Origin of the sequence: Curtobacterium sp. MCPF17_001 (genome assembly GCF_003234615.1) — a bacterium.
GTDB lineage: Bacteria > Actinomycetota > Actinomycetes > Actinomycetales > Microbacteriaceae > Curtobacterium.
The window spans coordinates 53,654-66,512 of record NZ_QKSL01000001.1; the positions used below are offsets into that span (position 1 = coordinate 53,654).

A 12,859-nucleotide genomic window follows, 5' to 3' on the forward strand; every position below is an offset into this window, starting at 1 on the left:
GCCGGGTCCGACGGAGCGTCCAGCAAGTGTGGCGGCACGGGTTTACTCGTGTCAACTATCGTCACGGTCCCCTGCCCAGCCGGTCGGCGATGAGCGTTACCCGGGTAACACCCCTGCGACCCGCGCCCGTTCCATCACCGCGCGGATCACGTCGGTCTTCGCGTCCGCGTAGTCGTTCATGTCGTCCCACGTCCCGCTGAGCAGGGCCCGCTTCGTCTGCTCGTACAGCGCCCGGTCGTCCGGGTCGCTCCGCAGCCGCTCACGCAGCAGCAGGTGGTCGTCGACCGCCGTCGCGCCTCGCTCGTAGACGTGCACGTGCACGTCCCGCGCCGGCGTCCGCACCAGACGGTGGCCCGGCTCACGCACCCGCAGCTCGTACCCGGCCCCCAGGAGCGGCTCGAGGTACGCGGACTCGTCGGCGACGTCAGGTACGACGACGACGAGGTCGACGATCGGTTTGGCGGCGAGGCCCGGCACCGAGGTCGAGCCGATGTGCTCGACCCGCACGTCGAGCGGTCCGACCGCGCGGAGGATCCGTTCATGGTGCTCCGCGAACGTCACCGTCCAGCCCGGGTCGTGGTCGTGCAGGCCGACGCGCAGCGCCTCGGGTCCGCCCACGATCTCGACGGTGGTCACGTCACGGCGTTCGACAATGGCCGCGTCACGCCGCTCGACGTCGGTCGCGTCGCGACGGGCGGGAGGCTCGTCCCCCGCCCCGACCCCGGGTGCGGCCGTCGAGTCGCGCACCACGAGCGTCGTGGCGAGCTCGACCCGGACCGGCTCGTCCGGCGCACCACCCGTGTGCCCGCCCGTGCCCACGCCGGCGTGCTGGCGCAGCGCCATCCACGTGGCCCGCTCCGCCATCTCCCGCAGGGGCTGCCGGATCGTCGTGAGCGCGGGTCGGGCCCACCGTGCGGGAGCGACGTCGTCGAACCCGACGACGGACAGGTCCTCCGGCACCCGGAGCCCGAGCGACCGTGCGGCGTCGAGTACGCCGAGGGCCTGCAGGTCGTTGCCGGTGACGACCGCCGTCGGCCGGGGCACGGCGGCCAGCAGTTCACGGGCGGCACGTTCGCCGTCCTCGCGGCTGAACCGGGCGACGACGACGGACGGATCGTGTGTGCCGGACGGGTCGGGCGGGACGGAGGTGTGACGGGCCTCCAGTCCGGCTGCGGCGAGCGCCGCACGGTGCCCTGCCAACCGATCGACCGCGCAGGCCATGTCGAGCGGCCCGGCGACCGCCGCGATGCGGGTGTGCCCGAGGTCCAGCAGGTGCTGCGTCGCAGCCGCTCCCCCGGTGGTGTTGGTCGCACCGACGACGGGGACGTCGGCGGGCGGGTCGCCGACCGGGTCGACGACCGTGAACGGGATGCCGCGAGCGCGGAGCTGGTCGCGACGGCCGGCGGTGAGGGCGGAGAACTGCAGCACGATGGCCGCGGGTCGTCGGTGCAGGACGCCGGTGATCCAGTCCTGGCCGACGGCGTGGTCCGGGCCGAGCGCGGAGAGGGACAGGGCGTACCCGTGCTCCCGCGCGACGGACTCGACCCCGCGGACGATCTCGATCGACCACTCGCTGGCCAGGTCTTCGACGACGAGCTCGACGAGGGAGCCGGGACCGGGCGGGGTGTCGCGCTGGGCGTAGCCGGAGCCGGAGAGCAGGCGTTCGACGCGCTCCCGAGTGGGTTCGGAGACGCCGGGGCGGCCGTTGAGGACCTTCGACACGGTGGCCAGGGACACCGACGCCCGGCGCGCGATGGCGTCGAGCGTGGGGCGGGAGCCGGACCGTTCCGCGGGGTCGATGGACATGTGCCGAGTATCCCAGCGCCGATCGGGCGCGCGGAGCCGCGCGGCGACCCTGCGGAGGAGCGCCGGTGCCGTGACGCTGGCACGGGCGGCCTGCACGACCGCGTCGGGCTCACCGGGCAGCTCGACGGTGTGCCCCGCATCCGCCGGAGAGCGCAGCCGGAGCGCGTGCCGGGACCCGTGGCCCGAGGACTGGGGCGCGCGGACCGTCCGGCACCGCCGGGATACTGCCGGTGCACAGCCCCGTCCACCCGGGGGGCTCACGACGAACCGAGGCTGCGATGACCACCGATGCCCGCTCCGCCGGAAGCGCCGACGAGATCGACGCCGAGACCGACGCCGACACCGACACCGACACCGACACCGACACCGCGCTCGACACCGAGTCCGGAGTCGACAACGACCCGGCTGTCGACGACCACCTGGAGCAGGCCCGGCTCCGTGCGCACATCGCCGCGGTCACGATCGAGCTGATCCGGACCGGTGAGACGCTGCGACCGGACAGCGCTGCGGTGTCCGAAGCCGCCGGCGTCGATCAGGAGGTGGTGCAACGACAGTTCCCGACCTGGGAGAGCCTGGTCGCGGTCGCCGTGATGCGGTGGCACGAGGGCCGGATCGCGCCGCTGCTCGCGACGGCCGGTGGCGGCGGCGCCGTCGTGTTCCTGGAGCGCCTGATCGCGGCGAACCTGGCGGACCCGCGGATGATGCGACTGCTCGTGAGCACGCTGACGGCCGGTGCCGACGCGGCGAACCCGGCGGCGCCCTTCTACCGCAACCAGTACGCGGGGTTCCACCGGACCGTGCGCGGACTGTTCGAACAGGACGTCCTCGCCGGCCGCGAACCCGCGACCATCGATCCGAGGCGCGCGGCCGACCAGCTGCTCGCGCTCTACGAGGGACTGCAGCTCCAGGGCATGCTGCGGGACGGTCTCGACGTCCTGGCCGCGTTCCGCGACGTGACCGGACGGCTCCGTCGCGGCTGGGCGGCCGGTGTCGGCGGGGAGGCCGCCGACGGGGTCTACGACATCTGACCGCCGGACGGGAGGCGCGGCTCGGGCCCGGCCCCGGCCTCCAGCCCGACCGGGGGTTGCGCTCGGCCCCTTCGTCGCATATGTTCTCGCTGACAACAAATCCGCTCGACGACGATCGGCAGACCCCCATGGCAGTGCAGCCCACCCGCGACGACAAGTTCTCCTTCGGTCTCTGGACCGTCGGGTACAACGGCTCGGACCCCTTCGGCGGCCCGACGCGCCCCCAGCTCGACGTGGTCGAGGCGGTCGAGAAGCTCGACGAGCTCGGCGCCTACGGCCTCACCTTCCACGACGACGACCTCTTCGCGTTCGGCTCGACCGACGCCGAGCGGCAGACCCAGATCGACCGCCTCAAGGGCGCACTCGAGTCGACCGGCCTCGTCGTCCCGATGGTGACCACGAACCTCTTCTCCGCCCCGGTCTTCAAGGACGGCGGATTCACCTCGAACGACCGCGAAGTCCGCCGCTTCGCCCTCCGCAAGGTGCTGCGCAACGTCGACCTCGCCGCAGAGCTCGGCGCCGAGACCTTCGTCATGTGGGGTGGCCGCGAGGGCGCCGAGTACGACGCCGCCAAGGACGTCCAGGCTGCGCTCGAGCGCTACCGCGAGGCCGTCAACCTCCTCGCCCAGTACGTCACCGACAAGGGCTACGGCATCAAGTTCGCCATCGAGCCGAAGCCGAACGAGCCCCGCGGCGACATCCTGCTGCCGACGCTCGGCCACGCGATCGCGTTCATCGACACCCTGGAGCGCCCGGAGCTCTTCGGCGTGAACCCCGAGGTCGGCCACGAGCAGATGGCCGGTCTGAACTTCACCGCCGGCATCGCCCAGGCGCTGTACTCGGGCAAGCTCTTCCACATCGACCTCAACGGTCAGCGCGGCATCAAGTACGACCAGGACCTCGTCTTCGGTCACGGCGACCTGCAGAACGCGTTCTCGCTCGTCGACCTGCTCGAGCACGGTGCACCACAGGGGGGCCGCGCCTACGACGGCCCCCGTCACTTCGACTACAAGCCGTCCCGCACCGAGGACATCACGGGCGTCTGGGACTCGGCAGCCGCGAACATGCGCATGTACCTGCTCCTCAAGGAGCGCGCGCAGGCCTTCCGCGCCGACCCCGAGGTCCAGGCAGCGCTCGAGGCCGCCAAGGTCACCGAGCTCGCCAAGCCGACCCTGAACGCCGGCGAGAGCTACGACGACTTCCTCGCCGACACCTCCGCCTACGAGGACTTCGACGCCGACGCGTACTTCGGCGGCAAGGGCTTCGGCTTCGTCAAGCTGCAGCAGCTCGCCCTCGAGCACTTGATGGGCGCTCGTGGCTGAGATCGCCTCCAGCGCGACCGACCCCGGCGACGAGGACCTCCTCGTCGCCGGGGTCGACTCGTCCACGCAGTCCTGCAAGGTCGTCGTCCGCCGGGCCGCCACCGGCGAGGTCGTCCGCTCCGGCCGCGCGTCCCACCCGGACGGCACCGAGGTCGACCCCACCGCCTGGTGGGACGCCCTCGGCACCGCCGTCGCGGATGCCGGCGGGCTCGACGACGTCGCCGCGATCGGCATCGGCGGCCAGCAGCACGGCATGGTCGTGCTCGACGCCGGCGGTCGCGTGATCCGCCCGGCACTGCTGTGGAACGACGTCCGCAGCGCGGCCGCCGCCGCCGAGATGGTCGAGGAACTCGGACGGGAGGCATGGGTCGCCCGCACGGGTCTCGTCCCGGTGGCCTCGTTCACCGCCACGAAGCTCCGCTGGCTCCGCGACGCCGAGCCGGAGCACGTGGCCCGCGTGGCCGCCGTCGCGCTGCCGCACGACTGGCTGTCCTGGCGCCTCCGCGGCTACGGCCCGGCGGACGAGAGCCCGCTCGGCCCGGACCTGGACGCCCTGGCGACCGACGGTTCGGACGCCAGCGGCACCGCCTACTGGGACCCGGCACGCCGTGAGTACGACCCGGAGCTCTTCGAACTCGCCCTGGGCCGTCCGCTGCGCGGAGCCGAGACCGGTGACGACGGCGACGCGGTGATCGTGCCGCGGGTGGTCGCGCCGTCCGAGGCGATGGGCACGCTCGAGCAGGACGTCGACCTGCCGGGCGGTGCGCGGGCCTCCCGCGGGCTCGTCGTCACGGCGGGCGCGGGCGACAACGCGGGCGCCGCACTCGGCCTCGGCCTGGCGGCGGGCGACGTCGCGGTGTCCCTCGGGACGAGCGGCACGGTGTTCGGCGTGACCGACACCGCCATCGAGGACCCGACGGGCACGGTGGCGGGCTTCGCGGACGCCACGGGCTCCCGCCTGCCGATCGTCACCACGCTGAACGCGGCGCGCGTGCTCGAGGTGATCGGCGGCTTGTTGGGCATCGACCACGCCGAACTCGGTCGCCTGGCGCTGCAGGCGCCGGCCGGTGCCGACGGGCTCGTCCTGGTGCCGTACTTCGTCGGCGAGCGCACCCCGAACCGGCCGGACGCCACCGCCTCGCTGCTCGGGATGACGCCCGGCACGACGGACCGGGCGCACCTGGCCCGCGCCGCGGTGGAGGGCATGCTCTGCGCCCTCGCCGACGGCCTGGCCGCGGTCGAGCGGACCGGTGTCACCGTGGAACGGCTGCTGCTCATCGGTGGGGCCGCGCAGAACGAGGCCGTCCGCGTGGTCGCGGCGCAGGTCTTCGGCCGCGAGGTCCTGGTGCCCGAGCCCGGCGAGTACGTCGCCGCGGGCGCTGCGCGACAGGCGGCGTGGGTCGTCACCGGGGAGCTCCCCGGCTGGTCGATCCCGACGACGTCGATCCCGGCGGACCCGCACCCCGAGGTGCTCGAGCGGTACCGCGCCGCCGTCGCCTGACCGCGCCGCGTCGGCTGACCGCAAAACGCAACGTCGGCGTCGAGACGCAACGCGATCGCGTTGCGGTTCGCCGCCGACGTTGCGTTTTGCGACCGCCGTTCAGTCCGGCCGCGGCGCGGGCTTCGACCGGACGTGGGCCCGCTCCCCCTGCGGCCCGTACAGGCAGAGCACCTCGGTCACCTGCGTCGAGACGTTGCCGACCCAGTGCGGGGTGTGGGTGTCGAACTCCGCGACCTCGCCCGGGCCGAGGTCGAACACCTCGTCGCCGAGCACCAGCCGGAGTCGGCCGGACAGGACGTAGAGCCACTCGTAGCCCTCGTGGGTCTTCAGCGTGGTGTCCGAGCCGTGGTCGTTCGGCTCGATGAGCTGCTTGAACGACCGCACTCCACCGGTCCGCTTCGTCAGCGGGATCACGACGCGGCGACCGTGTCGCTCGGGCTTGAGGTGTACCCGCGGGTCCCCGGTCGGCGGCGCCCCGACCAGGTCGTCGAGCGGCACCTGGTACGCCCGCGCCAACGGCAGCAGCAGTTCCAGGGTGGGCTTCCGCTGCCCGGACTCCAGCCGCGACAGGGTGCTCACCGAGATGCCGGTCCGCTCCGCGAGGGCTGCGAGGGTGCCTTCCTGCCGGGTGCGGAGCGCCCGGAGTCGCGGGCCGACCGCGTCGACGACGTCAGCCGTCGTCGGTTCGGTGCGGCGCGCCTCCCGATCGGATGTCATGCCGCCGATCTTGCCACACCGGCAACAGCACTTGCCACCCCGGTCGCGGGCGACCGAAGATCGCCGCATGTCTGAACACTTCGACGTCATCGTCGTCGGCGGCGGCCCCGCCGGCCTGTCTGCCGCACTCATCCTCGGGCGCTCGCGCCGTTCCGTCCTGGTCATCGATGCGGGTGAGCCCCGCAACGCCCCTGCCGAAGGCGTCCACAACCTCCTGGGCCAGGAGGGCACCGCACCTCGCGACCTCGTCCGCATCGGCCGACAGGAGGTGGCCCGCTACGGGGTCACCGTCACGGACGGGAGGATCGTGGCCGCGTCCGCCGCGCCGGTCACCGACGACGACCCGCTCGGGTTCCGGCTCACCCTGGACTCCGGCGAGGTCGTCGCTGCCCGCCGCGTGGTCGTGGCCGGCGGCGCGGTCGACGTGCTGCCCGACGTCCCCGGCCTCGCTGAGCAGTGGGGCCGCGGGGTCGTGCACTGCCCGTTCTGCCACGGGTGGGAGGTCCGCGACCGACGCATCGGGGTCCTCGTCACGATGGCGGCCGCCGCGCACCAGGTGCAGATGTTCCGCGCGCTGAGCGACGACGTCACGGCGTTCGTGGCGGATCCGGACCTGCTCGACGACACCGTCCTGGCCGGTTTCGCCGCTCGTGGCATCCGCGTGATCGGGTCCCCGGTCGCCCGCGTGCTCTCGGACGGCGATGCGCTGTCCGGGGTCGAGCTGGCGGACGGGACCGTCGTCGGACTCGATGCCCTGGCCGCAGCGAGCCGGGTCGAGGCCCGGGTCGAGTGGGCCGCCGGACTCGGGCTGACGCCGGTCGACCAGGAGGCCAACGGCGTGCTGTTCGGCCGGGTGCTCGCGGTCGACGGGACCGGGCAGACCGAGGTCCCCGGTGTCTTCGCCGCCGGCAACGCGGCGAACGCGATGCTCACGGTGGTCGCCTCGGCTGCGGCGGGGTCTCAGACCGGGGCGATGGTGCACGGCGACCTGCTGCGGGCGGACGTCGCAGCAGCGATCAGTGCCGGTGCCGGTGCCGGTGCGACACGCTGATGCTCAGCGCAGCGGGGTGAGCGTGCTCTCGAGGAGCAGGTCCTTCGCCGGCCCGCGCGCGTGCCAGCGGACGCTCCACCGGTCGGTCGTCCCGGCGAGCAGGCCCGCGTAGTCGTCGGGGGCGCAGGCGTGCTCGACCGGCGCTCCCCACACCCAGTCGTGGAACGGACGGCCGTCGGCGAAGGACACCCGCCACGGGCTGTCCGGACCACAGCCGTCCGGGCCGCGTCGGACCGTCAGCGTCCGCCACACCGGGGTCGTGCGGTCGCCGAGGACCATCGTGCCGGTCTCGTGCCAGCGCACCGTGTCATCGTCGACCGCTGTGAGCTCGGTCGTGCCGGTGACGGTGCCGTGCAGGTCGGCGAGCCGGTCGTGCACCCTCCGCTCGAGCGACCACCGGCCGATCAGGTCGGTGGGCGTGAGTGCGTCCGTCACTCGAGCCGGTAGCCGGCCTGGGCGGCCAGCAGCGGAGCGAGCGTGAACAACTGCTCGCCGCCGATCGTCGCGCCACGCATGCCGTCCAGTCGCTCGAGTCGGTCGAGGTCGGCGCCGCGCAGGTCGACGTCCTCGATGCGGGTGTTCGTGCCCGCGAACTCACGGACGGTGCTGCCCGGGAACGAGACCCGCAGCAGTCGGGCGTCGGCGATGTCGATCTCGTCGATCACGCAGTCGCGGAAGACCACGTCGGTCAGCGTCGAGGCGCGGAGGTTCACGAACCCGAGCTTCATGCCGACGAACTCGACGCTGGCCAGCGAGCTGTCGTGCAGTTCGGCCGAGCCGACACGGCCGCCGGCGATCCGGACCTCTCGCCAGGCACTGCTGACGGCACGGAGCACGGGGGCGTCGAGGACCTCGACGACGCTGTCCCGGATCCGGAAGCCGCGCAGCTCCGCGTCACCGGCACGGAGCGTCTCGATGAGGCATTCCTCGACCTCCAGGTCGGGCAGCCGTTCGCCGGACAGGTCGAGGACGCCGATGCGCTTGCCCTCGATGCGGTCGCCGGTCAGGACGTCGCCGGGCCCGGGCGCCCAGTCCTCGAGGTCCGTCGGTTCGGTGAGGGTGATGCGGGGCGCCGTGACGCCGGTCTTCCGTGCCATGCGCCCAGTCTGCCGCGGACGGCAGTCTGCCGCGGACGGCCAGCCGCCGCCGACGGTCGCGTCAGGGTCCGGGCTCGTCAGGCCTCGGGCTCATCAGGGTCCGGGCTCGTCAGGGTCCGGGCTCGTCAGGGTCCGGGCTCGTCAGGGTCCGGGCTCGTCAGGCCTCGGGCTCCTCCGAGCGTGCGGCTGCGCGCAGGGCGTCCGACATCCGACCGGTGAAGTCGATGAACAGTTCGAGGGACTCGGGCGCCACCGCGCCCTCGAGCACCCCGCGGTAGGCGGCCCGTACGGACCCGAGGACCGCGACCCCCTCGAGCGTGAGCTCGATCCGGACACTGCGGCGGTCGTCGGGATTCCGGACACGGTCGAGCAGCCCCTGTCGGGTGAGCCGGTCGAGGAGCGCGGTCACAGCACCCGTCCCCATCTCGAGGTACCCGCCGAGTTCCTTCGGCGTGCGGTCGTCGTCGATCGCACCGAGGAACTGCAACGCCCGGAGGTCGACCGGGTTCAGGCCGTGCCGGACAGCGAGGTGCTGCATGAGATGCGCGTGTTCGACCTGCGCGCCGTAGAAGGTCGCCACGGCCTCGTCGAGGAGCCTGTCGAGGTCGGCGGGCGAGGAGCGCCGAGGAGGTGCGGTCACGGGGCGAGCATAGTCGACATCCGTTCATCACGAAGATTGACAAACTCGAATTTCGAGGCGTACTGTCGCAGATGCCTCGAAATTCGAGGTGACATGATCAGGATGGACCCTTCGGAAATGCGTCGCCCCACCCGCACCCTCGCTCGCCTCGGCACCTTCGCCGTGATCCCCGCCGCACTGCTCGCCGCCGGCATCGCCGTCTCCACGGCGAGCTACTCGGCCTTCTCGGCGACCTCCTCCGACGGTGCCGACAACTGGTCGATGGGCACGGTCGCGCTGACGAACGACGCCGCGAACGGTGCGCTGTTCTCCGCGTCGAACCTGAAGCCGGGCTCCACGGGCACGAACTGCATCGCGGTGACCTCGAGCGGCAGCCTCCCGAGCGCCGTCCGCATGTACGCGAAGGACGTCACCCAGACCAAGGCCCTGGCCTCGTCCGTGACCCTGCAGGTCAAGCAGGGCACCGGCGGCGGCTACGGCACCTGCGACGGCTTCACCGCGGCGACCGGCACCGACGGCACCCTCTACGACGGCTCGCTCGCGACCTTCGCGTCGACCCGGAAGGACTACGCGTCCGGTCTCGGCACGTGGAAGACCGCGGGCACCAAGCCCGAGACGCGGACCTTCCAGATCACCTACACCGTCTCCCCCGACGCTCCGGCGACGCTGATGGGCGCCACCGCCAGCCTCGGCTTCACCTGGGAAGCCCAGAACCTCTAGTCCCCGCCCACCACCGCACGCCCACCGGACAGGAGGATCGGGATGCGCTCGTCGTCGTGGCTCCGGTTCACGGTGGTGCTCGCCGCTCGTGGCGTCATCGCCGTGCTCGTCGGCGTCGTGTTCTGGGGCATCGCCCCGCTCGCACTCGGATGGCACACCACCACCGTGATGACGGGCTCCATGCAACCCACCCTGCTGCCCGGTGACGTCGTCGTGAGCAAGCCGGTCCCGGCCCACGACGTCCGTGCGGGTCAGGTGCTGCTCTTCCCGGACCCCGACCACGCCGGGGTGCTGCGCCTGCACCGACTCCAGGACGTGGACGCCCACGGCGACCTCGTCACCAAGGGCGACGCGAACCCGGAGGCGGACTCGACCGCCGTCGCGCGCTCGTCGGTGGTCGGTGTCGGCTACCTGCGCGTCCCGTTCGTCGGGCTCCCGGTCGTCTGGGCCGCGGAACACCGGACCGCGCCGCTCGTCGCACTGGCGGCCGGCATCGTCGTGCTCGCCGGGACCGCTGCGGTGCCCGCCGTGCGCACCGGCACCGACGCCCCGACCGGCCGGCTCCCGCGCCACGGCCGGCACCGTGCCGGACGTCCGCGCCGCCTCCACGCCCGGGCCGTCGCCGTCGCGGCGACGGTGTGCGCCGTCGTCGGGGTCGCACTGCCCGCACCAGCGGCGGCAGCGGCCTTCGCAGCCGCCACGACCACCGGGACCAGCTCGATCACCACCGCGGTCGCCACCCCGGTGACCGGGCTCACCTGCGTGAACGTCGGCAACGCCGCGGTCGACGTGGGGTGGGCCTACTCGGGGGTCGCACCCGAACGCTTCACGGTCCTGGTCGACGGGGCCGCGAGCGGGATCAGCGCCACTCCCGCCGAGCGGGACGTCACGCTCGGCGCATCGGACTTCTTCATCTGGAAGACGTCGACCATCAGCGTGCGCACCGACCTCACCGACACGTGGACGGCCGCATCGTCGTCCACCGTGCGGATCACCACGATCCGCCTGTTCGGGCTCGGCCGCACCTCCTGCGCCCGCTGACCGCACGGATCATCGGCGGTCGGCGACAGCGCCCCGCCGCGTCCGACCCGTCTCGGGTGCCGGTACGGTCCTGCGGCGGCCGGGATCCGCGTCGACGCCACGAGTGGGCCGCCGGCGTCCAGGGGGACGCCGGTCGTCGTCGTGGCGGCCGATGCTCGGGTTCCCGGGCTCCCGAGCGCCGGCAGCTGCGTCAGTGGGACGACTCAGCGCCCGGCGTTGTAGTGGTTCGCGACCTGCGTGGCGGAGAGCACCGAGCTGTACACGGCCGCGAACCGCATCGAGCCGGTGAAGTAGTAGTTGCCGGCGCCCGGCCACCCCGTGATGGTGTCGTAGCCGACGCGGAAGTACCCGCTCGCGTTCTCGGGGGCGGTGAAGGCAGCGTTCGAGGCGACCAGGGCCCCGTCGGCGTACAGCCGCATCCCGGTCGTGGCGGACATCGTGGCGACGACGTGGTGCCATGCGCCGTCGCTGTAGGCCTTGGGCGACGTGACGACCTGCGTGGTGTTGTTGTACGAGCCGAAGACGAGCTGCCCGCTGGTGTTGAGGTACACCTGGCGGTCGTGCTGCCCGGAGACGGCGACCTGGTTGCTGCCGAAGCCGATGAGCAGTCCGCCGGCGACGGTGGTGCGGAACCAGACCTCTTCGCTGAAGGTGGTCGGGTTGCGGTACATCGTCGGGGTGGAGACGAAGCTCGAGGAACCGTCCAGCACGTACGCCCCACCGGTGTCGCGGGGGCAGGCCTTCGGGGTCGCCGTCGTCGTGGCCATCGACCCCTGGTAGGCACCGTTCGCGGCCTTGCCGGAGTCGTCGACGGCGGTTCTCGCGTTGGCAGCCTCGGCGAGTTGGTAGGTGAACAGCGCGTTGGCGTTGTCCACGTCCACCGCACTCGCGCAGGTGAAGTAGCTGGCGGTGCCGGCACTGTTCGACCCGTTGGTCACCTTCGCGGTGAACGCGGACCGGGTCGGCGCGAACTGGTTGAGCACGATGACGACGGCCAGGGCGACGACCAGCAGGACGGCGACGACCTTGCCGTCACGGAGTCGACGCAGGTTCACGTCGCACGCACCGTCTCGACGCGGCCGATCGCCAGGCAGAACAGCAGCGGCAGCAGGCAGGCGGCGATGAGCGCGGCCCAGCCGATCGGGTCGAGGTCGATGTTCGACATGAGCTGGTACTGCCCGTTGTGGGTGAGCTCGTGGATGGTGACGCGGCCCACTTCGCCGTCGACCAGGTGCACGGTGTTGCCACCGACCGCGTCGATGCGGACGGGGAACATGCCCGAGGACACCACGGTCGCCTCGACGCTGCCCTTCGCCGACGTGTTCGAGATCGTCGTGACGTTGACGAACGGCTTGAGCACGAACGCGGCGTACGAGACGGTGAGCGAGCTGCCGGCGATGCGCAGGCTGCCGCGGGTGACCCGGTCGGTGAAGACGCTGGTCAGGGCCCAGATGAGGAGCGTGCCGACCAGGAGGATCGGGGCGGCCCGGAAGAGCCAGCCCAGGTGCGGGACGAGCAGGACCGGGGCGCCGACCAGGTTCTCCTGCGTGAGCGTCCACGGGTCGACCGCGCCGTTCACGTCGCCGCGGGCGTGGATGCCGCCGTCGGGGTCGATCGCGACGATGCGGTGCGTGTAGGTGACGTCGGGGTTCGCGGCGGTCCGGTAGGACACGATGTCGCCGATCCGGAGGGACGACGCCTGCACCGGCATGTCGAGGACGAGCGTGCCGACCGGGGCGGCTTCACCCATCGACGGGGTCTCGACGACGAACCAGCGGCCGCCGTTGGTGAGGAACAGGACCGCGGCAGTGAGGAGGAGCGCTGCGATCGCGGCGACCGACCAGGCGAGGACGGTCTCGGAGCGGCTGACCGCACGTCCGCCGAGGAGCGGCCGCGGGAGGGTCCCGCTGAGCGGGATGGCCGAGGTGAGGCTCAT

Annotated in this window: 13 protein-coding genes; 6 read left to right on the plus strand and 7 right to left on the minus strand. The window is 72.6% G+C overall.

Annotated features, from left to right (window positions below; translation table 11 throughout):
- Window positions 1–96 precede the first annotated feature (96 nt).
- Window positions 97–1,806 carry a GrpB family protein gene (locus DEJ24_RS17300; protein WP_111076785.1) on the minus strand — a complete coding sequence of 570 codons (1,710 nt, stop codon included), beginning with the start codon at window positions 1,804–1,806 and terminating at the stop codon, window positions 97–99.
- A gap of 278 nt (window positions 1,807–2,084) precedes the next feature.
- On the opposite strand from DEJ24_RS17300, the gene DEJ24_RS16690 reads away from it, so the two are divergent.
- From DEJ24_RS16690 to xylB, 3 genes are all read left to right on the plus strand, one after another.
- Window positions 2,085–2,834: a TetR/AcrR family transcriptional regulator gene (locus DEJ24_RS16690; protein WP_181436484.1), complete on the plus strand. Its 750-nt coding sequence runs from the start codon at window positions 2,085–2,087 to the stop codon at window positions 2,832–2,834.
- Between the two features lie 128 nt (window positions 2,835–2,962).
- On the plus strand, window positions 2,963–4,156 hold the full coding sequence (xylA, locus tag DEJ24_RS00295; protein ID WP_111076788.1) for a xylose isomerase: 1,194 nt from the start codon (window positions 2,963–2,965) through the stop codon (window positions 4,154–4,156).
- Window positions 4,149–5,657: a xylulokinase gene (xylB, locus tag DEJ24_RS00300; protein WP_258374564.1), complete on the plus strand. Its 1,509-nt coding sequence runs from the start codon at window positions 4,149–4,151 to the stop codon at window positions 5,655–5,657. Before xylA ends, xylB begins: the two co-directional genes overlap by 8 nt.
- 99 nt (window positions 5,658–5,756) lie before the next feature.
- On the opposite strand, the gene DEJ24_RS00305 is transcribed toward xylB, so the two are convergent.
- Window positions 5,757–6,374, minus strand: a complete 618-nt coding sequence (locus DEJ24_RS00305; protein WP_111076789.1) for a helix-turn-helix domain-containing protein — start codon at window positions 6,372–6,374, stop codon at window positions 5,757–5,759.
- Between the two features lie 67 nt (window positions 6,375–6,441).
- Between DEJ24_RS00305 and DEJ24_RS00310 the strand changes: the two genes are divergently transcribed.
- Window positions 6,442–7,425, plus strand: coding sequence for an NAD(P)/FAD-dependent oxidoreductase (locus tag DEJ24_RS00310; protein ID WP_111076790.1), 984 nt, complete (start codon window positions 6,442–6,444; stop codon window positions 7,423–7,425).
- Window positions 7,426–7,428: 3 nt separating this feature from the next.
- On the opposite strand, the gene DEJ24_RS00315 is transcribed toward DEJ24_RS00310, so the two are convergent.
- From DEJ24_RS00315 to DEJ24_RS00325, 3 genes are all read right to left on the minus strand, one after another.
- Window positions 7,429–7,860 carry a DUF6314 family protein gene (locus DEJ24_RS00315; protein ID WP_111076791.1) on the minus strand — a complete coding sequence of 144 codons (432 nt, stop codon included), beginning with the start codon at window positions 7,858–7,860 and terminating at the stop codon, window positions 7,429–7,431.
- Window positions 7,857–8,522 (minus strand): pentapeptide repeat-containing protein, encoded by a 666-nt coding sequence (locus DEJ24_RS00320; RefSeq protein ID WP_111076792.1) that lies wholly within the window; start codon window positions 8,520–8,522, stop codon window positions 7,857–7,859. Before DEJ24_RS00320 ends, DEJ24_RS00315 begins: the two co-directional genes overlap by 4 nt.
- 157 nt (window positions 8,523–8,679) lie before the next feature.
- A complete protein-coding gene (locus DEJ24_RS00325) occupies window positions 8,680–9,162 on the minus strand; it encodes a MarR family winged helix-turn-helix transcriptional regulator (protein WP_258374567.1) in 483 nt (160 codons plus the stop codon).
- Between the two features lie 117 nt (window positions 9,163–9,279).
- Between DEJ24_RS00325 and DEJ24_RS00330 the strand changes: the two genes are divergently transcribed.
- Together DEJ24_RS00330 and DEJ24_RS00335 are read left to right on the plus strand one after the other, a co-directional pair.
- Window positions 9,280–9,882, plus strand: a complete 603-nt coding sequence (locus DEJ24_RS00330) for a hypothetical protein (RefSeq protein ID WP_111076793.1) — start codon at window positions 9,280–9,282, stop codon at window positions 9,880–9,882.
- 42 nt (window positions 9,883–9,924) lie between these two features.
- On the plus strand, window positions 9,925–10,923 hold the full coding sequence (locus DEJ24_RS00335; RefSeq protein ID WP_111076794.1) for a signal peptidase I: 999 nt from the start codon (window positions 9,925–9,927) through the stop codon (window positions 10,921–10,923).
- Window positions 10,924–11,126: 203 nt separating this feature from the next.
- Here DEJ24_RS00335 and DEJ24_RS00340 read toward each other — a convergent pair whose 3' ends face one another.
- Together DEJ24_RS00340 and DEJ24_RS00345 are read right to left on the minus strand one after the other, a co-directional pair.
- Window positions 11,127–11,978 (minus strand): LamG domain-containing protein, encoded by an 852-nt coding sequence (locus DEJ24_RS00340; RefSeq protein ID WP_111076795.1) that lies wholly within the window; start codon window positions 11,976–11,978, stop codon window positions 11,127–11,129.
- Window positions 11,975–12,859, minus strand: coding sequence for a S26 family signal peptidase (locus tag DEJ24_RS00345; RefSeq protein ID WP_111076796.1), 885 nt, complete (start codon window positions 12,857–12,859; stop codon window positions 11,975–11,977). The genes DEJ24_RS00340 and DEJ24_RS00345 overlap by 4 nt, the downstream gene beginning before the upstream one ends.